General features: G+C 37.3%; 23 protein-coding genes. 16 read left to right on the top strand and 7 right to left on the bottom strand.

What is annotated here, in order from left to right; all coding sequences use genetic code 11:
* Window positions 1-20 precede the first annotated feature (20 nt).
* From A6A20_RS05560 to argE, 3 genes are all read right to left on the bottom strand, one after another.
* Complete coding sequence (locus tag A6A20_RS05560; RefSeq protein ID WP_279572531.1) at window positions 21-884, bottom strand: ferritin-like domain-containing protein; 864 nt, start codon at window positions 882-884, stop codon at window positions 21-23.
* Between the two features lie 249 nt (window positions 885-1,133).
* Entirely contained in the window at window positions 1,134-2,483 is a 1,350-nt protein-coding gene (gene gdhA / locus A6A20_RS05555) for an NADP-specific glutamate dehydrogenase (RefSeq protein WP_279572530.1), read from the bottom strand.
* Between the two features lie 264 nt (window positions 2,484-2,747).
* Window positions 2,748-3,893, bottom strand: coding sequence for an acetylornithine deacetylase (argE, locus tag A6A20_RS05550; RefSeq protein ID WP_279572529.1), 1,146 nt, complete (start codon window positions 3,891-3,893; stop codon window positions 2,748-2,750).
* Between the two features lie 368 nt (window positions 3,894-4,261).
* On the opposite strand from argE, the gene uhpT reads away from it, so the two are divergent.
* The 7 genes from uhpT (at window position 4,262) to A6A20_RS05515 (ending at window position 11,937) form a co-directional block, all read left to right on the top strand.
* On the top strand, window positions 4,262-5,647 hold the full coding sequence (gene uhpT, locus A6A20_RS05545) for a hexose-6-phosphate:phosphate antiporter (RefSeq protein WP_279572528.1): 1,386 nt from the start codon (window positions 4,262-4,264) through the stop codon (window positions 5,645-5,647).
* Window positions 5,648-5,792: 145 nt separating this feature from the next.
* Window positions 5,793-6,395, top strand: a complete 603-nt coding sequence (locus tag A6A20_RS05540) for a response regulator (RefSeq protein WP_279572527.1) — start codon at window positions 5,793-5,795, stop codon at window positions 6,393-6,395.
* Window positions 6,382-7,935: a signal transduction histidine-protein kinase/phosphatase UhpB gene (gene uhpB, locus A6A20_RS05535; protein WP_279572526.1), complete on the top strand. Its 1,554-nt coding sequence runs from the start codon at window positions 6,382-6,384 to the stop codon at window positions 7,933-7,935. The genes A6A20_RS05540 and uhpB overlap by 14 nt, the downstream gene beginning before the upstream one ends.
* Entirely contained in the window at window positions 7,925-9,184 is a 1,260-nt protein-coding gene (gene uhpC / locus A6A20_RS05530) for an MFS transporter family glucose-6-phosphate receptor UhpC (RefSeq protein ID WP_279572525.1), read from the top strand. Before uhpB ends, uhpC begins: the two co-directional genes overlap by 11 nt.
* A 52-nt stretch (window positions 9,185-9,236) precedes the next feature.
* Window positions 9,237-9,668, top strand: coding sequence for a DUF805 domain-containing protein (locus A6A20_RS05525; protein ID WP_279572524.1), 432 nt, complete (start codon window positions 9,237-9,239; stop codon window positions 9,666-9,668).
* A gap of 9 nt (window positions 9,669-9,677) precedes the next feature.
* The gene (yihA, locus tag A6A20_RS05520) at window positions 9,678-10,292 is read left to right on the top strand and encodes a ribosome biogenesis GTP-binding protein YihA/YsxC (protein ID WP_279572523.1); all 615 of its coding nucleotides are present in this window, start codon (window positions 9,678-9,680) and stop codon (window positions 10,290-10,292) included.
* A 118-nt stretch (window positions 10,293-10,410) separates the two neighbouring features.
* Window positions 10,411-11,937: a YifB family Mg chelatase-like AAA ATPase gene (locus A6A20_RS05515; RefSeq protein ID WP_279572522.1), complete on the top strand. Its 1,527-nt coding sequence runs from the start codon at window positions 10,411-10,413 to the stop codon at window positions 11,935-11,937.
* Window positions 11,938-12,106: 169 nt separating this feature from the next.
* Here the strand turns inward: A6A20_RS05515 and A6A20_RS05510 are convergent, their stop codons facing one another.
* A complete protein-coding gene (locus A6A20_RS05510; RefSeq protein WP_279572521.1) occupies window positions 12,107-13,456 on the bottom strand; it encodes a GntP family permease in 1,350 nt (449 codons plus the stop codon).
* 311 nt (window positions 13,457-13,767) lie between these two features.
* Here A6A20_RS05510 and A6A20_RS05505 point away from each other — a divergent pair, with 311 nt between their 5' ends.
* Entirely contained in the window at window positions 13,768-14,289 is a 522-nt protein-coding gene (locus A6A20_RS05505) for a gluconokinase (RefSeq protein ID WP_279572520.1), read from the top strand.
* A gap of 82 nt (window positions 14,290-14,371) precedes the next feature.
* Here A6A20_RS05505 and gntR read toward each other — a convergent pair whose 3' ends face one another.
* Both gntR and A6A20_RS05495 read right to left on the bottom strand, forming a co-directional pair.
* On the bottom strand, window positions 14,372-15,367 hold the full coding sequence (gntR, locus tag A6A20_RS05500; RefSeq protein ID WP_279572519.1) for a gluconate operon transcriptional repressor GntR: 996 nt from the start codon (window positions 15,365-15,367) through the stop codon (window positions 14,372-14,374).
* 17 nt (window positions 15,368-15,384) lie between these two features.
* A complete protein-coding gene (locus A6A20_RS05495) occupies window positions 15,385-16,143 on the bottom strand; it encodes a DeoR family transcriptional regulator (RefSeq protein WP_279572518.1) in 759 nt (252 codons plus the stop codon).
* A 199-nt stretch (window positions 16,144-16,342) separates the two neighbouring features.
* Here A6A20_RS05495 and ltnD point away from each other — a divergent pair, with 199 nt between their 5' ends.
* The 6 genes from ltnD (at window position 16,343) to A6A20_RS05465 (ending at window position 22,184) form a co-directional block, all read left to right on the top strand.
* Entirely contained in the window at window positions 16,343-17,257 is a 915-nt protein-coding gene (ltnD, locus tag A6A20_RS05490; RefSeq protein ID WP_279572517.1) for an L-threonate dehydrogenase, read from the top strand.
* 1 nt (window position 17,258) lies between these two features.
* A complete protein-coding gene (gene otnK / locus A6A20_RS05485) occupies window positions 17,259-18,506 on the top strand; it encodes a 3-oxo-tetronate kinase (RefSeq protein WP_279572516.1) in 1,248 nt (415 codons plus the stop codon).
* Window positions 18,503-19,135 carry a 3-oxo-tetronate 4-phosphate decarboxylase gene (gene otnC / locus A6A20_RS05480; protein WP_279572515.1) on the top strand — a complete coding sequence of 211 codons (633 nt, stop codon included), beginning with the start codon at window positions 18,503-18,505 and terminating at the stop codon, window positions 19,133-19,135. Before otnK ends, otnC begins: the two co-directional genes overlap by 4 nt.
* Window position 19,136: 1 nt before the next feature.
* Window positions 19,137-19,913: a 2-oxo-tetronate isomerase gene (gene otnI / locus A6A20_RS05475; RefSeq protein ID WP_279572514.1), complete on the top strand. Its 777-nt coding sequence runs from the start codon at window positions 19,137-19,139 to the stop codon at window positions 19,911-19,913.
* An 89-nt stretch (window positions 19,914-20,002) separates the two neighbouring features.
* A complete protein-coding gene (locus A6A20_RS05470) occupies window positions 20,003-21,358 on the top strand; it encodes a GntT/GntP/DsdX family permease (RefSeq protein ID WP_279572513.1) in 1,356 nt (451 codons plus the stop codon).
* Between the two features lie 61 nt (window positions 21,359-21,419).
* Window positions 21,420-22,184 carry a hypothetical protein gene (locus A6A20_RS05465; protein WP_279572512.1) on the top strand — a complete coding sequence of 255 codons (765 nt, stop codon included), beginning with the start codon at window positions 21,420-21,422 and terminating at the stop codon, window positions 22,182-22,184.
* A gap of 530 nt (window positions 22,185-22,714) precedes the next feature.
* Here A6A20_RS05465 and A6A20_RS05460 read toward each other — a convergent pair.
* Complete coding sequence (locus A6A20_RS05460) at window positions 22,715-23,230, bottom strand: helix-turn-helix domain-containing protein (RefSeq protein WP_279572511.1); 516 nt, start codon at window positions 23,228-23,230, stop codon at window positions 22,715-22,717.
* Between the two features lie 183 nt (window positions 23,231-23,413).
* On the opposite strand from A6A20_RS05460, the gene A6A20_RS05455 reads away from it, so the two are divergent.
* Both A6A20_RS05455 and A6A20_RS05450 read left to right on the top strand, forming a co-directional pair.
* Window positions 23,414-23,677, top strand: coding sequence for a helix-turn-helix domain-containing protein (locus tag A6A20_RS05455; RefSeq protein ID WP_279572510.1), 264 nt, complete (start codon window positions 23,414-23,416; stop codon window positions 23,675-23,677).
* Between the two features lie 17 nt (window positions 23,678-23,694).
* Entirely contained in the window at window positions 23,695-25,647 is a 1,953-nt protein-coding gene (locus A6A20_RS05450; protein ID WP_279572509.1) for a Mu transposase C-terminal domain-containing protein, read from the top strand.

The following is a 25,647-nucleotide window of genomic DNA, read 5'->3' as shown; positions in this document are numbered from 1 at the left end:
GAGATATTCTCGCCTATTCATTACCGTTTAAAAGAATCCTCAATTTCTTTGATCCAATCTAACTCATATTGGCTAAAGCCTGCTTGAATACGGGCATCAGTATTAATCACACCTTTAAAAATCACAATACGATATTGATGTAATAATTCGCTAAAGGATTGCATAGGGTCTAAACCTCGTTTTTTAGATAAAGCATGATACCAATGATTACCTATTGCAACATGTCCAATTTCATCACGCAAAATAATATCTAAAATCTCCACCGCTACAAAGTCTTTACGTTGAGCAATTTTTTCTTGTAATACAGGCGTGGCATCTAATCCCCTCGCTTCCAACACTCTCGGTACTAACGCCATACGCCGCCAAATATCCCCCGCAGTGGCTTGTGCCATTTCCCACAACCCTGCGTGAGCTTCAAAATCACCATATTGATAGCCCAATTTTTTTAAATGCTCATTAACTAAAGTAAAATGCAATGCCTCTTCTTTGGCAACTTTCAACCAATCTTGCACAAAGGTTTGTCCTTGAGCTAATTCTTGTTGTGCTGCTCGCCCAAAACGCCAAGCCGCATCTAAACCAAGGTTAATCGCATTAAATTCAATATGGGCAATAGCATGTAAAGTAGCAGCATAGCCTTCTTGACTGGCAAAAGAACGCTTTGGCACATCTTTAGGAGCAACAAGTAACGGTTTGCTAGGAAACCCTGCGATTTCTTGTACTGGCTCAACTTCTGGAAAATCCTCAAGTTGCTGCAAAGAAATAGCAGGTAATAATTGTTCATAAAGCTGATTAACTAAAGCAACCTTATGTTGCGGATCTGTTTCTTGCAACGCATAGGTTATTGCTTGCCAAAAAGGCTGCCATTTAGCATTCAAATTTGCCATTGATTGTCCTTATAATTAATTATAGTCGTTCCACTTTAAAATAATACAGTGTTGGTACGTCTCGCCGTACTATGTGTACTGTATTCGGTGCGCCACCTTGTCTTATTTTAAATTGAAACGACGATATTTTTCGGTGATTGCAAAAATTTTCATTTAACTATTTTACTATTTTAAATAAAAAACCACACTTAGCCAAAACTAAGTATGGTTAATTGGTAATACGAGATTAAAGTGTAGAATAATGTGATATTAATAAACACCCTGTGCTAACATTGCATCGGCTACTTTTACGAAACCTGCTACATTCGCACCAATCACATAATTAATGTTTTTCTCGCCTGCCACAGTACCGTATTTTTTACAGTTAGCGTGAATATCTAACATAATATTATGTAATTTTTGATCCACTTCTTCCGCAGTCCAGTATAAGCGTTGTGAGCTTTGTGCCATTTCAAGCCCTGATGTTGCCACACCGCCTGCATTCGCTGCTTTACCCGGACCAAATAATACATCAGCCGCTAAGAAAGCATCGGTTGCCTCAATGGTGGTAGGCATATTCGCGCCTTCTGCCACGAGCTGTACACCATTGGCGATTAATTTTTGTGCATCAGGTAATTCTAATTCATTTTGTGTTGCACAAGGTAAGGCAATATCTACTTTTACTCCCCAAGGGCGTTCGCCTGCGAAATATTGTAAACCAAATTGCTCGGCATAATCTTTTACACGACCACGTTTGACTTCTTTAATTTCCACTAATGCGGCTAATTTTTCTGTGGTAAATCCTTCTGGATCGTAAACATAGCCTGAAGAATCAGAACAAGTAACCACTTTCGCCCCTAATTGTAAGGCTTTTTCAATGGCATATTGAGCAACATTACCTGAACCAGACACTGCTACGGTTTTATCTTTAAAGCTATCGCCTTTTTCCGCTAACATTGCTTGAGCAAAGTAAACTAAGCCATAACCTGTTGCCTCTGGGCGAATTAATGATCCACCAAAAGAAAGACCGCGCCCTGTGAAGACACAAGCGGCTTGGTTGGAAAGTTTTTTCATATAACCAGCTAAGTAGCCTACTTCACGTCCACCAACACCAATATCGCCCGCAGGTACGTCGGTATCTGGTCCAACATGGCGATATAGCTCAGAGATTAATGCTTGGCAGAAACGCATGACTTCGCCGTCAGATTTTCCTTTCGGATCAAAGTCTGAACCACCTTTACCGCCACCCATAGGCAAAGTGGTCAATGCGTTTTTAAAGATTTGTTCAAAGCCTAAGAATTTTAAAATAGAAAGGTTGACTGATGGGTGGAAACGCATACCGCCTTTATAAGGACCAATGGCACTATTAAATTGAACGCGGAAAGCACGATTGACTTGCACTTGCCCTTTATCGTCCGTCCAAGCGACACGAAATTGGAAAGCACGCTCAGGCTCAACAATACGCTCTAATAAGGCTTGTGATTGATATTTTGGGTTGGCTTGAATAAATGGCCAAATTGAGGTAAACACCTCACGCACCGCTTGTAAAAATTCAGGTTGATGACCATCACGTTGTTCTAATTTGGCTAGAAACTCTTCCACAGAGGCGTAGTTACTCATGTTGTTCTTCCTTATTTTTGTTGATGTTGTTTATGTTATGCAAATAACCACTCTTATGGTGGCTGTTTTTGAATATAAAATAAAATATATTCCTATTGCAAATACTTTTTTATTTTTTATGAAATTTTAATGAAAATCATTTATATTTTTAACAAAAAACAAGATATTTTCTAACCTTCATTGCTATATTCTGCTTTAGTGTATCAAAAAAGTGCGGTCTATTTTCACAAAATTTTTTATGTTTTTATGTTTAAAATCAATCTATTACCGACAAACTCCAGTGATTAATTGTTGCAATAAATGAATAGTTGGCTGAATAAATGCCGTATCCAGATATTCATCGGGTTGATGTGCTTGTTCAATAGAACCGGGACCAAGCACTAAAGTAGGGCAAAGTTGTTGGATAAAGGGTGCCTCTGTACAATAATTTACCACTTCACATTTTTCTCCCACCAATTTTTCAACCATTTTGACGACTTGTGCCGAATGATGACATTCATAACCCGGTGTTGGACTATGTAAGTGGTATAAAGAAATATGTTCGCCCCATTGTTGTAATAAAGGTTCAAGGGCTTGGCGTACCAGCTCATCAAGATCTTGTAAGGAAATATTGGGTAATGGGCGAAGATCAAAATGTAATTCACAGCAAGCACAAATGCGGTTTACCGCATCGCCGCCATGAATTGCCCCAAAATTCATTGTTGGGTAAGGAATAGCAAAATCGGCATGATGATATTTTTGTTTAAGTTGATCTCGCAACTGCATTAAATAGCCTGTTGCTTGGTGCATTAATTCAATGGCATTAATCCCTTTATCAGGATCACTTGAATGTCCTGATTTTCCCACGATGCGTAATGCCTGCCCAATATGCCCTTTATGGGCACGAATAGGCTTTAACGAAGTTGGTTCACCAATAATGGCACAAGCAGGGCGGATATGGCTATGTTGCGCAAAGGTTCTTGCCCCTAGCATAGTGGTTTCTTCATCAGCTGTCGCAAGGATACGAATGGGTTTGCTAAGTTGGTTGAGATCTAACTGTTTCAATGCCTCAATAATAAAGGCAAAAAAACCTTTCATATCCGCTGTACCCAAACCATATAATTTATTATTTTTTTCGGTGAGCTTGAAAGGATCGGTTGTCCATCGTCCTTGATCAAAAGGAACAGTATCCGTATGCCCTGCTAATAATAATCCTCCTTCGCCTTCTCCTCTAGTTGCCAATAAATTAAATTTATGACGACTTCCTTCAACGGCGATAATTTCAGTGCGAAATCCTAATGGCATTAACCAATCTGCGAGGGTTTCTACCAAATGTTGATTAGATAAATCTTGTTCAGCCTCAATGCTACTAATGGTTGGTGTTGCAATAAGTTTCGCATACATAGCCAAAAAAGACGGTAATTGCGACATAGTCTAAGCTCCCTAAGGTTAGATTGATTTTTATCTATACTAGCAATAAAAAAATTTAGCGTCTATTCTGTCTTTGGTGCGCAGCCTTGTTTTATAGTCCGTTCCACTTTAAAATGATACAGCGTTGGTACGCCTCGCCGTACTACTTGTACTGTCTTCGGCGTACCGCCTTGTCTCATTTTAAATTGAAACGACTATATTTTAAATTGAAACAACTATAAAACAAATGTGATCTATATCACAAATTCATCATCATATAGCAAAATATAGGAAATTTTCTTAAACAAATTAAAATCTTATCTCAAGCTAAAATAAATTAAACAGCATAAGATTATCTCCATTAGATTATTGAATAAGAGGTATTAATTATGTTTAATTTTTTAGCTCAAGTAAGAAAACCAACCTTAAATCTTCCTATTGAAGAACGGCGTAAAATGTGGTTTAAACCATTTATGCAATCCTATTTAGTTGTATTTATCGGTTATATGGCAATGTATTTAATTCGTAAGAATTTTAATATTGCACAAAATGATATGATCGAAACTTATGGGCTAACCAAAACTGAATTAGGTATGATTGGTCTTGGTTTTTCTATTACTTATGGTATTGGTAAAACGCTAGTTTCTTATTATGCGGATGGTAAAAACACCAAGCAATTTGTCCCTTTTATGCTTATTTTATCAGCTATTTGTATGTTGGGATTTAGTGCAAGTATGGGGGGCGGAAGTGGTGCATTATTCCTAATGATCGCTTTTTATTCTTTAAGTGGCTTTTTCCAAAGTACAGGGGGATCATCAAGTTACTCAACCATTACCAAATGGACTCCACGTAAAAAACGAGGATCGTATTTAGGGTTATGGAATCTTTCCCACAATGTGGGTGGTGCAGGTGCAGCAGCTGTGGCATTATTTGGGGCAAATGTCTTTTTTAACGGCCATGTAATAGGCATGTTCATTTTCCCATCTATTGTGGCATTAATTATTGGCTTTATTGGGTTACGCTATGGTTCGGACTCACCTGAAGCCTATGGTTTAGGAAAAGTAGAGGAATTATTTAATGAACCTGTCAGTGAAGAAGATTTGGATGCCGAACAAGAACAATTAACAAAATGGCAAATTTTTGTTAAATATGTACTAAAAAACAAAGTCATTTGGCTATTATGTTTTGCCAATATTTTCCTTTATATCGTACGTATTGGTATTGATCAATGGTCGCCTGTCTATGCTTACGAAGAATTAGGTTTCTCAAAAGATGCCGCCATTTCAGGTTTCGCATTATTTGAAGTAGGAGCATTAGTTGGCACTTTCCTATGGGGATTTTTATCGGATTTAGCCAATGGGCGTAGAGCATTAATGGCCTGCATTGCATTAGGCTTAATTATTTTTGTTTTACAATATTATCAATACGCAACCAACGAAATTGCTTATTTGGTTACATTATTCATTTTAGGTTTTCTCGTATTTGGACCACAATTATTAATCGGTGTCGCCGCCGTAGGATTTGTACCTAAAAAAGGTATTGCCGTTGCTGATGGTATCAAAGGTACTTTCGCTTATTTAATTGGCGATAGTTTTGCTAAACTTGGGCTAGGTATGATTGCTGATGGCACACCTATTTTTGGTTTAACTGGCTGGGCTGGTACCTTTGCAGCATTGGACATTTCAGTGATTTGTTGTATATTCTTACTTGCTTTTGTAGCATTAGCGGAAGAAAAGAAAATACGAAAAAATAAGGCTAAACAAATAAAATCATAATTTACTAAGTGCGGTAGATAGATGTATTTATCGCACTTTTTTATTTCTCATCCAATCAGGTTAATTACACTATATAAAATTTATAATTAACGTTATAATAAACCGAATTTTAAGTTAATCTCTTTCTTAAAAGTAACCTAATATTATGATTAATATTGCACTTATTGATGATCATCTCATTGTTCGTTCGGGATTTGCTCAACTACTCAATTTAGAACAAGATATACAAGTTATTGCAGAGTTTGGTTCAGTGAAAGAAACTAAACATCGCCTTGCTGGTATTAAGGTTGATGTTTGTGTAATTGATATTTCTATGCCAGAGGAAAGTGGTTTAACATTACTAGAATATATTCCTTCGCATATTCATTGCATAATGTTAAGTGTCAACGACTCTGAAATAATGGTAAGAAAAGCATTTGAGCTTGGTGCTAAAGGTTACTTAAGTAAAGGTTGTAGTCCCGATGAATTGATCCAAGCAATACGTACTGTATATGCAGGAGGTTGTTATTTACCCCCAGAATTAACCGCTAAGTTAGTTTCTAATAAACATCAGAAAATTGTAGAACAATTAACAAAACGAGAAAGAGAAGTCTGTGAATTATTAATTGCTGGTTTTGATGTTAAAGAAGTTGCTGAAAAACTTGGTTTAAGTTTCAAAACTGTCCATGTACATCGTGCAAATGCGATGAGCAAACTTGATGTAAAAAATAATGTTGAATTAACCAATTTATTTCATGCTTATAACTAATCGATTATTTTTTATTTTAATTAGTAATATTTATACTGGTTTTCTAATAAGCTGTACTTATTTCTGTTTATGGGTTATCGGTGATTATTTACTAAATAATAAAGTTCTTGCCTTATTATTTCTTCCTTTCTATTTGAGAATAGGTATTTTACTACATATTAACATTAGATTTTGGTTTATTACTTTGCTCTGCGAATGGTTTCTAATTATATTGATTTATTCCACTTTACCACAAAAAACATATTTTCTAATATACTTGGCAAGTTTAATTACAACGTTTATCTGCTATGGTTTAAAGCCTTTTTATCTTTCTCTTCAACAACAGTGGAAAAAACTCTCTTTTCAGCTCATTTTAATTATTCTTTTTAGTATATTAAATTGTATTTTATTTCTTTCTAATGAAATCCCTACCAAAATTAACTTTATCGTCAATCTAACAGGTGGATTATTGTTACTACCTTTTTGTTATTTAATTAAAGAATATGTATTTAATCATCATTGGGTTCCTATTACAGCAAATTTAGTTCATAAACCTCTTTCATTACGGACACGTCATATTAGTCTCTATATATTACTCTTTTTAGTTAATATCTATATTCAAATGAAATTGCCTATTACATTTTCTCGTTTTAGTATTTTTTGCCTTGCAATTCCAATTATTTTACTGGCATTTCATTATGGTTGGCAGGGGGCTTTGCTTGCTACATTATTAAATAGTATTGCTCTTATTGCAACTAACCATAATTTTTCTAATATTGAAGTTTCGGATCTTTTACTGACATTATCAGCACAAACTGTTACAGGAATTTTTCTTGGATTAGCCATTCAACATCAACGGGATCTTCATCAAAGCATTACTACAGAATTATTAAAGAATAAATTGCTCACTAAACAGCTTATCAATACTGAAGAAGCTATTCGTAAAGAGATTGCTAGAGAATTACATGATGAAATTGGGCAGAATATTACAGCAATAAGAACACAAGCGAATATTATCAAACGTTTAGATAAAGCAAAAATAACTGAAAATTATATTAATATGATAGAGTTATTATCATCAAATGTTTATGATACTACAAAAAGCTTACTTAATCGTTTAAGACCAAAATTACTTGACGATCTTGATTTATATCAGTCTATACAAAGTCTATTTATTAATCTAGGGTTTGAAAAATATAATATTAAAACAGAAATAAAATGGTATAACCCCAATAATGTTGAACTAGATCCAATCATAGAAATAACCTTATACCGACTATGCCAAGAGGCATTAAATAATATTATTAAATATGCTAAGGCAAACAAAGTAACTTTATCGCTTCATTTTAGTTTAAATGATGTTCAACTTATGGTACAAGATAATGGTATTGGGTTTGATCCTATACAAATTTTTACTGGTTATGGCATCAAGGGTATGCAAGAAAGAACAGAGGTTTTAAATGGAGAATTTCATTTATCTTCAACGACATCTGAAAAAAATACAATAAAACAAGGTACAATAATTAAAATAAGACTTCCTCTAAATAACAATGAAAAATAATCATCAAATTTATCATTACTGGCGTATCCATATTATGATTGCAATGTATATTGGCTACGCAGGTTTTTATCTAACTCGTAAAAGCTTTAATTATGCAGTACCAGAGCTTCTCTCAGATCTCACTCTGGATAAAAATGATATTGGTCTCATAACAACATTATTTTATCTTACTTATGGTATTTCTAAATTTATTTCGGGTTTTTATTCAGATCGAGCCAATCCCCGTTATTTTATGGCAATAGGATTAATGCTCACAGGCATTACTAATATTTTATTTGGTTTATCAAGCTCAATGATTGTTCTAACCAGTTTATGGGTCATTAATGCTTGGTTTCAAGGTTGGGGGTGGCCTGCTTGTTCCAAATTACTTACTAGTTGGTATTCTCGCTCTGAACGTGGACATTGGTGGGCTATATGGAATACAGCTCATAATATTGGTGGCGCCCTTATTCCCTTAATTATCGGTTATTTGACCTTGCATTATAGCTGGCGTTATGGAATAACCGTTGCTGGTGGAATAGCTATTCTCATTAGCTTATTCTTATTATGGCGATTACGCAGCACGCCAAGTTCAATGGGCTTACCAAGTATCGGACAATGGCGTCAGGATAAACTTGAACTTGCACAAGAAAATGAAGGAAAAGACTTGTCTTGGTCTCAAATTTTACATCAATATGTTTTTTTAAATAAATATATTTGGCTATTAGCTTGTAGTTACGCTTTGGTTTATATTGTTCGCACAGGGATTAATGATTGGGGAAATCTCTATTTAACAGAAAAATATGATTATAACCTTGTACAAGCCAATACTGCGCTTTCCTTATTTGAGCTAGGTGGCTTTATTGGCTCATTAGTTGCTGGTTGGGGATCTGATAAGTTATTTGCAAGCAATCGTGGGCCAATGGCATTAATTTTTGCCATTGGTATATTTTTTTCTATCACTGCATTATGGCTAATGCCTGAACAAAATAGTTTACTACTTGCGGTTTTGTTCTTTTGTGTTGGCTTTTTTGTCTTTGGTCCACAAATGTTAATAGGTATGGCTGCCGCTGAATGTTCACATAAACAAACACCGGGAACAGCTACAGGATTTGTAGGACTGTTTGCTTATCTTGGTGCGGCTTTAGCAGGCTATCCCTTAGCTATCATTATGCTACATTTTCATTGGACAGGCTTTTTTATGGTTATAACCTGTTCTGCCGCCGCTATTGGTTTACTACTTTTGCCTTTTTTACGTGCACAAAATTAGTTATTAGCCGAAGATTTTGCTATATTATGCAGCAAATTAACAAGGAAAAACGATGAATTGGTATCAAGCATTATTTTTATTTAAAGGGCGGTTAAATCGTCAAGGGTTTTGGCAGGGTATTGCCGTAGCTTTGGTCTTATTATTTGCTTTAGCCACCTTATTCCCTATGCAACAATTATTCCAGCAATCTCATACGGCATTTATTCCTTTGCTTGGTTTAATCTTAGTGAGCTGGATTATCTTAGCGGTTTGTGCTAAACGTTTGCACGATCGAGGGCGTTCAGCTTGGGCGTTGATGATGCTATTTTTGCCTGTTTTATGTTATTTTTCTGCCCCTGATAGCGGCTTAATGGCTTGGGCATTAGGGCGTTTTATGCCGATTTTTATTACTACCTTGTTATTGTTAGATTGGGGCGTATTCAAAGGGATAGATAAAGCCAACCAATATGGTGAACAGGGGCTATCTATTCGTTTAAAATCTTAGGAAATTATTATGTCTGAACTCAAATTAAATTATCATAAAACCCATTTTCTTACTAGTGCACCTGATATTCGTCATCTACCCGAAGATCAAGGCATTGAAATCGCTTTTGCCGGGCGTTCTAATGCAGGAAAATCAACGGCATTAAATGCGTTGACCAATCAAAAAAATCTGGCTCGTACTTCAAAAACACCGGGACGTACTCAGCTTATTAATTTATTTGAAGTAGAACCCCAATGTAAATTGGTGGATCTGCCCGGTTATGGTTATGCCGCTGTGCCTGAAAAAATGAAATTACAATGGCAAAAAGCCTTGGCTGAATATTTGCAGAAACGGCAATGTTTGGCAGGCGTTGTGATTTTAATGGATATTCGCCACCCACTTAAAGATTTAGATCAACAAATGATTGAATGGGCTGTATCTGCTCAATTACCCATTTTATTATTGCTTACCAAAGCGGATAAACTCAGTCAAAGTGCGAGAAGTAAGCAGGTCAAAATGGTGCGTGAGGCGATTTTACCTTTTCAAGGCAATATCCAAGTAGAGGCTTTTTCGGCGTTAAATAAAATTGGTATTGATAAGTTATCTGCCAAACTTGACCAATGGTTTAGCCCAAATTTTCTTTAATAAATTTTATTTTTGCGATCCTTATTCCAAAAAGTGCGGTTAAAATAAAAATTAAATTTATTTTGACCGCACTTTTTTCTACCCTATTGGCTCATCATTACCTTGCATTAGGAATATTATGACCTTAGCCATTGTTTATAGCCGAGCCTCTATGGGCGTACAAGCCCCTTTAGTAACCATTGAAGTGCATATTAGTAACGGTAGCCCGGGGTTTACCTTAGTGGGCTTGCCCGAAACTACAGTAAAAGAAGCTCGTGATCGGGTGCGTAGTGCCTTGCTTAATGCACAATTTCGTTATCCACCGAAAAAAATTACCGTCAATCTTGCGCCAGCGGATTTACCTAAAGAGGGGGCAAGATTTGATTTACCCATTGCCATTGGTATCTTAGTCGCCTCAGGGCAAATTGACGGCGATAAGTTACGTCAATTTGAATTTCTTGGCGAGTTGGCATTAACCGGGCAATTACGTGGTGTGCAAGGCATTATTCCTGCTATTCTCGCTGCTAAAAAACAACATAGACAACTGATTATAGCCCCACAAAATACCAATCAAGCCGCATTAGTCGGCGATCATCTTAGTTATGTAGCTAAATCTTTATTGCAAGTGGTGCAATTTTTAAATAAACAAATTGAACTTCCCTCAGCCAATCAAATTGCAACGACACACCCTGAGCCAACTCCCACTGATAGTATTGATCTTACCGATATTATTGGGCAACAACACGCCAAACGTGCTTTAACCATTGCGGCAGCAGGGCAGCATAACCTCCTATTCATTGGCCCACCCGGTACAGGCAAAACCATGCTTGCTAGCCGTTTAACCAGCTTATTGCCAAATATGACCGAGCAAGAAGCCATAGAAACCGCCGCTATTAGCAGTTTAGTACAAAATGAACTTAATCTAACCAACTGGAAACAACGCCCATTTAGAGCCCCGCATCATAGTGCCTCAATGGCGGCATTAGTGGGTGGTGGCACAATACCTCGCCCGGGCGAAATCAGTTTAGCCCATAATGGCGTGTTATTTTTAGATGAATTGCCTGAATTTGAACGCAAGGTATTAGATGCGTTACGTCAACCCCTTGAAGCTGGGGAAATTATTATTTCTCGAGCCAATGCCAAAATCCGTTTTCCTGCACGTTTTCAATTAATTGCAGCCATGAACCCTAGCCCAACGGGGCATTATCAAGGGCAACATAACCGCACTTCGCCTCAACAAATTATGCGTTACCTCAATCGGTTATCAGGGCCTTTTTTAGATCGTTTTGATTTATCCATAGAAGTGCCTTTATTGCCACAAGGGGCATTACAGCATCATCAACAGCGAGGGGAAAGTAGCGAACAAGTGCGTAACAAAGTTTTACAAACTCGTGAATTACAACTGGCTCGCCGTGGTAAAGCTAATGCTTACCTTAACAATAAAGAAATTGAGCAAGATTGTCATTTAGCCACAAATGATGCGCAATTTCTGGAAAATGCCCTAACTCAATTAGGGTTATCCGTTAGAGCCTATCATCGCCTATTGAAAGTGGCACGCACCATTGCTGATTTAAACCAAGAACCGCAAATTCAGCGTCCTCATTTAGCCGAAGCTCTTGCTTATCGAGCAATGGATCGTTTATTGCAACGTTTAACAAAAAATTAAATAAAATTATTTCAAAAGAGACCGCACTTTAATGCAAAAACAATTATCGCTATTTATCATTGTTCAACTTTAAAATCATATAGCGTTGACACGCCTTGGCGTACTACTGGTACTGTCTTCGGCGTGTAGCCTTGTTTTATTTTAAGTTGAAATAACTATATAGTGAAAACTATAATAAAATACTGCCCAACAAAGCAATCGTAAACCCGACTAATCCAATCATGGTTTCTAATACGGTCCAAGTTTTTAAGGTGGTTTTGGTATCCATTTCCAGAAAACGGCTTACCAACCAAAAGCCAGAGTCATTAACGTGTGATAACGCGGTTGAGCCTGAAGCAATGGCAATAACGATAAAACATAAATCAAACTGACTTAATCCTGAGGTGGCCGCTACTGTTGGGGCAATAAGTGCCGCTGTGGTTGTTAATGCAACGGTTGCCGATCCTTGTGCCACTCTTAAAGTTAATGAAATAATAAAGGCGGCAACAATCACTGGCATACCAGTATCCGCAAACATTTGGGCTAATACCTCACCGATACCACTGGCTCGCAAAACACCACCAAACATACCGCCCGCCCCTGTAACCAAGACAATGGAACAAATTGGTCCTAATGCGTTATCACAAATTTTCTCAATTTGTTCATAACTGCGTTGTTCTTTTAATAACAAAATGGCAACAATAAGGGTAATTAATAGGGCGATTGGCGTTTTGCCTAATAAACGTAAACATTCTACCCAAAGCTGTGAACCGTCAATCACTTGTGCCACTGACAAGGTATTAAGCCCTGTATCTAATAAAATTAACACTAATGGAAGTAATAATAAGAACAATACCCTAGCGAAACTCGGCGGATTAATTACCGCCGTTTCATTAATGGCGGTGGCATTAAGAAAGGCTTTAGGCAAATCAACGTGAATTTTACGCCCTAAATAGGTGCTAAATAAATATGCAGCAAAATACCAAGTAGGAATCGCACAAATGATCCCTACAATAGTTAATAACCCCATATTCACGCCCAATAACTCGCCTGAAGCTACTGGTCCCGGATGCGGTGGGGCAAAAGCGTGCATAACGGCAAATGCTCCTGCAGCAGGGAAAGCATAACGTAATACTGAACCGCCAAATTGTTTCGCCACACTAAAAATAATGGGTAACATTACCACTAACCCCGCATCAAAGAAGATAGGAAAGCCGAATAATAATGAGGCAACGCCCAAAGCAAAAGGGGCTTTTTTCTCGCCAAATTGATTAATTAAGGTATCCGCAAGCACTTTTGCTCCACTGGTAATTTCCAGCAATCTGCCAATCATTGCCCCTAGCCCAACTAATAATGCCACTGAGGCTAATGTGCCACCAAAACCATTTAATAATGTAGGTAAAATTTTGTTGACCGGAATACCTGCCGCAAGTGCGGTAAATAAACTCACAATAATTAAGGCAACAAAAGCATGCACCTTAAATTTCATAATCAAGAGCAACAAAAGCAAAATGGCAACGATCATAATTCCAATTAACATAAGCATTTCCTTAATTAAAATTTATCGGATATAGTTGCCCCACTTTAAAAGAATACAGCGTTGGCATACCTCGCCGTACTGCTTTGTTTTCTTTTAAATTGAAACAACCATAAACCCTAACCAAAATAGTTACTGGTAACATACTTATTTTTTCGCTTTTTGTAAATTGTCTTTGCAGACTAATGCGTAAAATTGCGATCTACTTCACAATTTCAACATTAAACAAAAAAGTGCGGTGGCTATTTTCATTATTTTTTGCGATGATAATCAAAAATTTTTGTTACTGGTAACGTTGTTTAGAGGTAAGTATTATGTCATGTAGCAAAGGAAGAAGTTTTATTTTAATGGGCGTATCAAGTACAGGAAAAACCTCTATTGGTACGGAAGTTGCCCATCGGCTTGGCTTAAAACTGATTGATGGCGATGATTTACACCCTCGTGCCAATATTTTGAAAATGGGAAAAGGGCAACCTCTTAATGATGATGATCGTGCTCCTTGGTTAGAACGTATTCGTGATGCGGCCTTTAGTCTTGAGCAAAAAAGCGAACAAGGTATTATCATTTGTTCCGCCTTAAAACGCCAATATCGTGATCAAATTCGTGCTGGCAATAGCAATATTACCTTTATTTTTTTACAAGGGGATTTTCATTTAGTATTAGAACGTATGAAAAAACGGCAGGGACATTTTATGAAAATAGAGATGTTAAAAAGCCAATTTGATACCTTGGAAGTTCCTCAAGCCGATGAAACAGATGTTATTCATATTGATATTAATACTTCTTTTGATGAAGTTGTAGAACGATGTATCCAAGCAATTCGTCCGTTGTTATAGCATTTATAGTCGTTCCACTTTAAAATAATATAGCGTTGATACGCCTTGCCGTACCCTCTTATCATATTTTAAATTGAAATGATTATAATGTTTCGCCAAGATGAATTTGATAACCTAAATCTACGATTAAACTTTGTTGTGGAAGCTGGTGAATACGATCTAATAATTCTTGTGCCGCTCTTGTGCCAATGGCTAAACGAGGAGTAATGACAGTGGCGAGTTGTGGGGTAATGGATAACGCCACATCATGCCCATGAAACCCAGCGATTGCCATTTGCTGTGGTACTTTAATACCTAAACGTTGGCATTCAAATAATGCTCCAATGGCTAAATCATCATTGGTACAAAAAATCCCATTGGTTTCTGGATATTGTTCAAGGGCTAAACGTAATTGCTTTGCCCCTAAGGTAAAAGAGGAAGGTTCAGAAGTAATTAAGCTATGTGGAGATAATTGATGTTTACGCATAGCATATTCATATCCTTGCATTTTTAGTTGAGTCCGTTTATCCATACGAGCAGTAAGGTAAACAATTTGCCGATAACCTCGTTGAATCATCGTTTCGGTCATTGTTTGTGCCGCACCAACATTATCAAAACCAATAGATTGTTGTAATCCCATTTCGCTACTATCCATAATTTCAATAACGGGAATATTTGCTACTTGCAACATTTTTAATGTACGCGCAGAATGATGATTTTCCGATAAAATTAGTCCATCAACATGATAAGACAATAGGGATTCGATCCGCTGTTCTTCTTTTTCCACACTGTAACCATAGTGAGCAAGCATTGTTTGGTAACCTGCTTGATCTGTAACTTGTTCTATGCCTTTAATCACGTCAGCAAAAACTTGATTGGTTAAAGAGGGAACTAAGACCCCTATAGCTTTACTTTTCGCATTAGATAAAATATCAGGGGCTCGATTAGGAATATAGCCAAAGGCTTCTATCGCTGCTGCAATTTTTTCTCTAGTGGTTTGAGAAACTTTATTAGGATCACGTAAATAACGACTTACTGTCATCTTGGTAATACCAAGATGATTAGCTATATCTTGTAAAGTAGGGCGTTTATGCTTCATTTTTACCTATTTTAAACCTAAACTAACATTAACTTGATATTCATCTCTTGAATTGCATTTTGTGCATTTTCAATTAAATCTTTATCACAAATAATCTTGTCAAACGTTGTTAAAGGAAATAAAAAGAAAGTCGCCACTTTGCCATATTTAGATGCATCACTCACTAATACCTTTTGATGTGAAGATTGTACAATCGCTTTTTTCACTGGAATTTTATTTTCATCTGGCGTAGTAAGCCCTTTTATATTCCAAGAAGAGGTAGAAATAAATGCCATATCAATAGAAATATTACGTAGAAACTGAGCGGCTAGTTCCCCCACCGAAGAATGATTTGGTTTATTGACAAATCCACCTGTGTGGATTAATTGGCACTTACCTTGTTCCGAAAGAAATTCAGTGATCACAAAATCATTAGTAATCACTAACAAATCTTCACGCTGACAAATACGTTTAGCAATTTCCAAGGTTGTGGTTCCCGCATCTAAATAAATCGTGCTATTTGCTTTAATTAATTCTGCGGCTTGTGTCCCAATACGTTGTTTTTGTGGATAAAATAATAAAGATTTATCAATACGAGCAGGCTCACTGGCTAAACGTTCGTGTAATTGAATACCGCCTGAAACGCTAATAATTTTCCCTTCATCTTCCAGCTTTTTGATATCTCGCCGTATTGTCATATGGGAGACTTGAAATAGCTCTACTAAATCATTAATACCAAGTATTTGCTGCTGATGAATAAGATTAAGGATCTTCTTTTGCCGTTCTACTGGGATCATAACTTCCCCTCTGACTCCATAAGTTGCTGAAATTATACTCCTTTTCTTAATATTCGCCTACATTAAACAATAAGTTTCTTATTTTTATAAATTAACAAATTTTAACTTAATGTTAATATTTGTGATCTTGATCGCAGACTTTTTCAGAAAAAAACGTTAAAGTACAAAATAGCTTAATTCATCAAAAGAGGAAATTATTATGACCACACATTCATCTTATTCAGTTGCTATTGTCGGTTTAGGAGCTATGGGAATGGGGGCTGCTAAATCTTGTATTCGAGCAGGCTTGGACACTTATGGTATCGATCTTAATCCACAAGCATTAGAAGAATTAAAACAAGCTGGTGCGAAGGCGGTAGCCACAAGTGCGGTGGATTTTGCACAAATTTTAGATGCTGTTTTATTATTAGTCGTTAATGCTCAACAAGTGAAAGCCGTATTATTTGGCGAAAATGGGTTGGCTTCTCAGTTAAAAGCAGGAACGGCGGTAATGGTATCGTCCACCATTTCCGCACAAGATGCACAACAAATTTCACAAAAATTAACAGAATTTGGTTTAATTATGCTTGATGCTCCAGTTTCTGGTGGTGCAGCAAAAGCAGCTAATGGCGAAATGACCGTTATGGCATCAGGTTCAGAGCAAGCATTCGATAAATTACAACCTGTATTATCAGCGGTAGCAGGTAAAGTCTATAACATTGGTCAAGATATTGGTTTAGGAGCAACCGTCAAAATTATTCATCAGTTATTAGCAGGTGTACATATTGCCGCAGGAGCAGAAGCAATGGCATTAGCTGCCAAAGCAGGTATTCCTTTGGATTTAATGTATGACGTGGTTACTCATGCCGCAGGTAATTCGTGGATGTTTGAAAACCGTATGAAACACGTGGTGGAAGGCGATTATACCCCATTGTCTATGGTTGATATTTTTGTCAAAGATTTGGGATTAGTGAATGACACAGCGAAGGCCTTGCACTTTCCGTTACATTTAGCCAGCACCGCTTATGCTATGTTTACCCAAGCCAGTAACGCAGGCTATGGTAAGCAAGATGACAGTGCGGTTATCAAAATTTTTAGCGGTGTGAATTTACCCTCTAAACAAGGAGAAAAATAAAATGCTAGGAGTTATTGCTGATGATTTTACTGGTGCAAGTGATATTGCCAGTTTTTTAACAGAAAATGGATTAAAAACGGTACAAATGAACGGTGTGCCAACACAACCATTGAACGAACAAGTTGATGCCATTGTAATTAGCCTGAAATCTCGTTCTAATCCTGTACAACAAGCGGTACAACAGTCTTTACAGGCATTAGATTGGCTAAAAACACAAGGCTGTGAGCAGTTTTATTTTAAATATTGCTCAACCTTTGATAGCACTGCCAAAGGAAACATAGGCCCAGTTACCGATGCTTTGCTGGAGGCTCTAGGCGAAACCTTTACAGTAATTAGCCCAGCCTTACCCGTTAATGGACGTACGATTTTCAATGGTTATTTGTTTGTTGGAGAACAATTATTAAATGAATCTGGTATGCGTAATCACCCTATTACCCCAATGAAAGATGCCAATTTAATACGTTTAATGGACGCTCAAGCACAGGGTAAAACAGGTTTAGTCGCTTATGCTGATGTGAGTCAGGGGGCAAATCAGGTTAAAGCACGTTTAACCGAGCTACAACAGCAAGGCTACCGTTATGCAGTGGTTGATGCGGTGGATAATAGCCAATTAGCTACCTTAGCAGAAGCCATTACGGATTTAAAGCTCGTTACGGGCGGCTCTGGCTTAGGGGCTTATATGGCAGCTCGTTTAAGTGGTGGGCAAACAGGAAAAAATGCCTTTGCACCAACTTCTACAAGAGGAAAAACGGTAATACTATCTGGTTCTTGTTCTTTAATGACCAATCAGCAAGTGGAATATTATCAACAATATGCCGCCAGTTATTGGCTAGATGTGGCACAAACGCTTAACAACCCTAATTATGTTGAGGAACTTTATCAATGGGTTGTCAAGCATTTAGACGATGAGTTTGCTCCAATGGTTTATGCTACCGTTCCTGCCGAAAAATTAGCACAAATCCAACAGCAATTTGGTGCAGAAAAAGCTAGCCACGCCATTGAGCAAGCCTTTGCTAAGTTAGCACAAAAATTAAAAGATTATGGCGTAACGCATTTTATTACCGCAGGCGGTGAAACCTCAAGTATTGTGGTACAGCAATTAGGTTTTCAAGGCTTCCACATTGGAAAACAAATTGCACCGGGTGTGCCTTGGCTAAAAGCCATTGAACAGCCGATTTTTCTTGCCTTGAAATCAGGTAATTTTGGTTGCAAAGATTTTTTCCGTTTTGCACAGGGTATGGCAGTATGAAAGAACAACAACAAAAACAACAAATGGTTGAATTAGCACGTTCTTTATTTGAACGTGGTTATAGTGTAGGTGGTGCGGGTAATCTCTCTGTACGACTTGATGCACAGCGTATTTTAGTTACCCCAACAGGATCTTCATTAGGGCGTTTGCAAGCTGATCGCCTTTCTGTATTGGATATGCAAGGCAATTTATTAGAGGGGGATAAACCCTCTAAAGAATCGGTTTTTCATTTAGCTATGTACCAAACCAATCCGACTTGCCAAGCCATTGTGCATTTACACTCAACCTATTTAACGGCGTTATCTTGTTTACAGGGGCTTAATCCTGATAATGCAATGCAAGCCTTCACGCCGTATTATGTTATGCGAGTAGGGCAATTACCGATAATCCCTTATTACCCACCGGGCGATATCAATATTGCAAGAGAATTAGGCGAGCGTGCCAATACCGCCAAAGCCTTTTTATTAGCTAATCATGGGGTAGTGGTAACAGGTTCAGATTTGATTGATGCCGTAGATAATTGTGAAGAATTGGAAGAAACTGCCAAGCTCTATTTTATCTTACAAGGGCAAGCTATCCGCTATCTAAGTGATGATGAAGTGAATTTTCTAAAAAACAGAGGAAAATAATATGCCAAAATTTGCCGCCAATTTAACGATGATGTTTAATGAAGTGCCGTTTTTAGAGCGTTTCGCTGCCGCTGCCAAAGCTGGATTTAACTATGTAGAATACCTTTGGCCTTATGATTATCCTGCTCACGAACTGAAAGCCAAACTCGATCAATATGGGCTAAAACAAGTGCTATTTAACACCCCAGCAGGCAATATTGAAGCTGGCGAATGGGGCATTGCTGCAATCCCCGGGCGAGAAAGCGATAGCCAACGTGAAATTGATCTTGCTTTAGAATATGCCATAGCCTTAGGTTGCCCTAATGTTCATATTATGGCGGCGGTTGTTCCTGACGGAGCTGATCGTCAGCAGTATCAACAAACCTTTATTAAAAATGTACGTTATGCCGCAGATAAGTTTAAACCCTATGGTATTAATGTACTGCTTGAAGCATTAAGCCCAGAAGTTAAACCCAATTATTTATTAAAAAGTCAATTTGATACCTTAGCGATTGTTGAACAAGTTGCACGAGATAATGTATTTATACAACTTGATTACTTCCACGCCCAAAATGTGGACGGTAACCTCTCTCGTCTTACTGACAAATTGGCTAAACATATCGCCCACATTCAAATTGCCTCTGTACCTGATCGCCACGAACCTGATGAAGGCGAAATTAACTATCAATACCTATTTGATAAGTTAGACGCAATGGGCTATGAGGGATATATCGGTTGTGAATATAAACCTCGTGGCGAAACCGAACAGGGGTTAGCGTGGTTTAGTCGGTATAAATAACCCTCTAATCTAAGTTTAACCATTATTTAATTATCCATTAACTACCATATTTCATTGCTCGTTTTAACGAGCAATGAGGAGGACTTTTTATGTCAAATGAAATGTTAATCCTTATCGGACTTGCCAGTGTCATTGCCTTGTTAATCATTATGATAAAAGGAAAAGTACACCCTTTTCTTGCATTAGGGTTAGTCAGTATCGCTGTCGCATTAAGTGCAGGCATTCCAATGAACAAAGTCGTTCCTACTTTAATTAGCGGAATGGGTGGTACATTAGGCGGTGTAGCCCTTATTGTGGGATTAGGAGCAATGCTCGGTAAAATTATTGAAAAATCTAATGGTGCTGATGTGCTTGCTAATTGGTTACTCAATAAATTTGGCGAAAAACATGCACCATTTGCCCTTGGTATGACAGGGTTTATCTTCGGTATCCCCGTTTTCGTTGATGTTGGTTTTATCGTATTAATTCCAATTATCTTTAGCGTGGCGAGACGTATAGGGGGCAATATGTTGGTATATTCCTTACCTATTGGTTTATCAATGCTACTCGTCCACGTTTTACTCCCACCTCATCCGGGGATCGTTGCAGGGGCACAAAGTTTACAAGCAGACATTGGTTTAGTGTTGGGTATCGGATTGATTGCCGCTTTACCGACTTATTTATTAGGGCATCTTTGCATTCCCTTTTTTACCAAACGTAATTTTGTCGCTGTACCAACTTCAAGCGATCTTATTCAACAACAAAAAAAGATCGCACAACAAGAGCAAGGCTTACCAGCTTTCGGGACAGTATTAGCGATGATTGTATTCCCACTGTTGTTGATTATGTTAGGTACGGTAACCGCAACCACATTACCAAAAGATAATCTCATCAGAGAAATCTTTAGTATGGTGGGAAGCTCTCCCTTTGCGTTATTAATGGCGGTATTTTTATCATCTTATGTTCTAGGTATTCGCCGAGGTTGGAATACAGATCGTTTAGAAGAAATACTCAACTCAGCTCTTGCACCAATCGCAGGGATTATTCTTATCACTGGTGCAGGGGGAATGTTTGGTAAAGTATTAGATGCCAGTGGGGTTGGTAAAGCACTTGCTGATGTATTGGCAAGCACAGGTTTACCTCTATTACTTCTTGCATTCATATTATCAGCTTTACTGCGTGCTGCCCAAGGTTCAGCGACGGTTGCCACTATTACTACCGCCACCATTCTTGCACCAGCAGCTATTGCAGAACAATATACAGGATTACAAATCTCACTCCTTACCTTGGCGATTGGAGCTGGCTCAATGACCTTATCACATGTTAATGACTCCTTATTTTGGGTATGGACAAAATTCTTTGGTATTTCCATTACCGAAGGCTTAAGAACATGGACAATTTTATCCACAATCTTTGGCACAATTGCTTTCTTATTTGTCAGCTTAATTTGGTTTATCTTTGTCTAATATCATCTAAAAAGTTAGGGAAAATCCCTAACTTTTTTATTGCCTCAGAGGAGAGAATGAAATGAAAAAATACGTTCTATTACTTTTATTTTTCTTCAATGCCACAACATTCGCTCAATCATTAAGAAATACTGAAAATCCCCCTATCATCAATGTGAGTTTATTAAGTGAAATTACCGCCAAAGGGCAAAAAATTACCGCAGTTGCTTTAGAGTACGAAGATGACTTATTAGCAGGTAATAACCTCAAAACCATTTATCAAGTGAAAACCAGCTTAGATCAACAAGAATTACAAGAACGAACATTACTCAAGGCTTATAGCAATCATCGTCCTGAAAGAAGTGAAAAACCACAACAAGGACGTTTTGTGATTATTGAATTGGCTCAAGATGATCCTAATGCCGATGTTTATCAGCTAAATAAGGCAAATGAAACCCCGCTCACTGTACGAGAAAAAAATGCTGGAGGACAAATTATTTACAGCCAAAAAACACAAATTAGCCGTATACCAGAATATTACCAACAACGCTTAATCTATCACATTTACCAAACAGGCAATTTACCTTTACTCAATGGTAAAACCATTTTTCCTACACAAATCAAACAATCAGCTGAAAGAAAAAATATCATTACCCCTTTTATTGATCAATTTACTTCCCACCGTATTTATCTCAATACCCCAGACAACCAACTTCTTTATCGTTTATATACGCCACCACATCAACAAACTAAATTCCCTTTAACTATTTTTTTACATGGTTCAGGACAAGTAGGAAATGATAATCTTGCTCAGTTATTATCCAGTAAAGGAGCTGTGGGGTACTGATAATATTTGCATAAAGAAAAATAATAATTTGGTTGAAAAAAATTGGCGTGAAACCTTATAAAATGGGGCTTCACGCCAATTTGCTATTTTGTTTTATGCAAAAAATAAAATGTTCAGAAATGAGCAAAAATGAGCAGAAATTGCATTTTTATTTGCATAAAATGATCGGCTTTTAAACTGTTTTTAAAAGTCCTTAGATTTGCGGTATATCTGGCAGTTTTCTCTTTTAAAATATAAAAATTAATGTCCAAGTTGAACTTGGTAACTTGGACGTTTCAGTAAACCTATATAAAAACGTCCAAGTTATATGTAATTTATTGAAATTTAACGGGTTTATGGAAAAATACTCGTTTTCAACTTATTTTAAACTGTTCCTTTTTCCTAATATTGAAAAGGATCTAAATATATTCTCTGTTCCTTTTGTTCCTTTTATTTGATTTATCAATGCTACCGTTACTATACTTTGAAAAAGCAAAGGAACTAAAATAGGAACAATGTTTTAACGTCCAAATTACCAGTATTCATCATTACTAACCGTTAGCGTGGCGAAGTATATCTTCTTTTCGGGTTCTATCATCTTCATTACTAGGCTTAATATTTGCTAATGATGTTGATACCATAGTATTTATCATCATATTGATGGCTTGTTTCTGTTCTTGATTACAACGCCTAAAATTAAGAATAATCTGTTTCTCTTCACTACTTAGCTCTATGTCATTTTGAACTGATTTTTGCATGACCTCTGAAACAGCATTTTTCAATGCGATAAAGGCTTCATCTACGGTAAGGGAATTTATATTAGTAGATGAATGGCTTTGTTTTTCAATTTCACCAGTCAATAAATAATTTGGAGAAACATTTAGCGTTTCTGCTATTTTTATAATCATTGAGGCTTGCGGCTCTCTTTCATTCATTTCCCAACCTTGTAATGCTGATAGTGATACATCAACTGCTTTTGCTAACTCCGGGCGAGTTAAATTTAATTTTTCTCTATGTTCTCTTATCCTGTTGCCTATTAAAGAGCTATTTTTAAACTTTGAAGCCATAACTTTAAAAAATCCAATGTTAAATACTAATTTTTTAAAGTTTAAAATTAAGTTTTAAAATCAATGATTTATGTGTCTTATCTATAAAAACATTAAAAAATAACTTTAAAAATTCATTTTTAAACTTTACACGATTCATTTTTAGGTTTATTATCTCTTGTGTTAAGTCAATGAGGTTATCTAATGAGTACATTAACACAAACTAAAAAAACAGCTGAAGATTGGCATCGAGCCGACATCATCGCTGCATTACATAAAAAGGGCTGGAGTTTACGCCAGCTCTCGTTAAAGCACGGTTACAGTCAAGCTAGCACATTAAAAAATGCGTTAGACAGACCTTGGTTAAAGGGTGAAAAAATAATAGCAGAAGCTATCGGTATTCCACCAGAAGAAATCTGGGCAGAACGATTTGCTCACCGTAATAATAAAAAATTTGCTGATAAGTAATTCATAAAGAGGTTTTTATGAGTCAGAAAAGTTTGAAAACACATTATTCAGCAAAAGAATTATTAGAGTTTAGTTTATCTGATCTCCCTAAATCAGTGCAAGGAATTATTTATCAAGCAAAAAAACAACTTTGGAAAACTCAAAAAAGAAAAGGCAAAGGTGGTGGTGTTGAATATGCTCTGTCTTCTCTACCAACTGAATTGCAGAAAGAAATTTTAGATAAAGTTTCTAAATCGGTCGTGCAAAGTAAGCCAAATTCACAACAAATTATTAAACAAATAAACCTAGACGAACTCACCACCAATCAACGCCAAATCGCTGATGCAAGAATGGCTTTAGTGGCTTATGTTCAACAGTTAGAGCAAGCCTTGCCGCGTTATAAAGCGATAAGAATGTTGTGTGATAACGCTAAAAAGGGCGAGTTGCCTAATGAAGTGATGCAATTAGTCCATATTGCTAATGCTAAAAATGGTAAAGGTTGTGGGCGTGTACTGTCAGAAAGAACATTAAATCAATGGGTTTTAGATTATAAAAAATGCAATAGTCCCGCAGAGCGATTAAAAGCCTTAGCACCAGCTAAACGTATGGCGAAAAAAGCGGAAGATATTGCTTGGTTATCTGATTTCTTAGCTTGTTATCGCACCACAAAAGGGGTTTCTATTGCCGAAGCCTATCAGCAATTTTGCCATACATGGCAACAAGCCTATGTTGATCAGCCATTAATGTTAAAGCGTTGCCCAAGTTTAGGTGTGGTGCGGCGTGCAATGGATAAATTGCCAACCCATATCAAAGAAATTGGACGTAAAACAGGGGCGGAATTACGAGCGTTGAATACTTATGTTAAACGTGATTGGTCGGTGTTGCGAGCCAATGATGTTTGGGTAGGCGATGGACATTCTATGAAAATGAAAGTGCAACACCCTGATCATGGTCGCCCTTTTATCCCTGAATTAACCTTAGTGATGGACGCTGCCAGCCGATTTATTGTGGGGTGGTCAGTTTCCCTTTCTGAAAACTGTATTGCGGTCGCCGATGCTATTCGTAATGGGGTAGAAAATCATGGTATTCCTGCCATTTATTATTCTGACAACGGTGGCGGTGAAAAGAACTGGACATTAGACGCTGATATTACAGGGATTTTACCAAGACTGGGCATTAACCATCAAACAGGTATTCCCGGCAATCCGCAAGGGCGAGGCATTATTGAACGGGTCAACCAAACCTTAGCTTTAAGAATCGCTCGTCAATTTGAAACTTATCATGGCACAGGGGCTGATCGTGAAACGGTCAGAAAAACCCATACAGCGGTGTTAAGCCTTGACAAAGCCTTACGCAAAGGCAATAGCGAATTAACCGACAAACAACGTTGGGCAATCGGTAAATTGCCAACGTGGAAACAGTTTATTGATGCGGTGGAGGCAGGTGTGAATTGGTACAACAATGAGCATATTCATCGTGAAATTGGGACAACGCCAGCAATGAAGCGTAAAGCCTTATTAAATGACGATGACATTGTGTATATCACACCGATTGAGGCTCGAGATATGTTTAGACCGCAAGTATTACGGGTCGCACAACGAGGCTGGGTGTCGTTATTTAATAATGATTACTTTAGTCAAAAATTGCTTGATGTGGACGGTGAGAAAGTGGCGGTATCCTTTGATATTCATCAAGCCGAGACGGTAATTATCCGCACTTTAGAGGGGAGCTATCTATGCGAAGCTCAGTGGAATGGGAATAAACGTGAAGCCTTTCCATTGTCCTTTGTTGAGAAAACTCGCCAAGAACGTCAGCAACGGCGAGCCAAAATTAAACAAGAACAGTTACAAGCCATTAATGATGAGCTTAATCCTGTTATTCAGATTAACCCTAACAGTAATTTATTACACCAGTTGGCAACCAAACAAGTGATACCACAGAAAAGCAAAATTGCGATTTTACCATCAGAATTACAGCACAAGGGGAAATAA

The organism is Volucribacter amazonae (genome assembly GCF_029783845.1).
Lineage (GTDB): Bacteria > Pseudomonadota > Gammaproteobacteria > Enterobacterales > Pasteurellaceae > Volucribacter > Volucribacter amazonae.
Note: the sequence above shows the minus strand (reverse complement) of the source record. Positions and strands in the feature narration are given on the sequence as shown.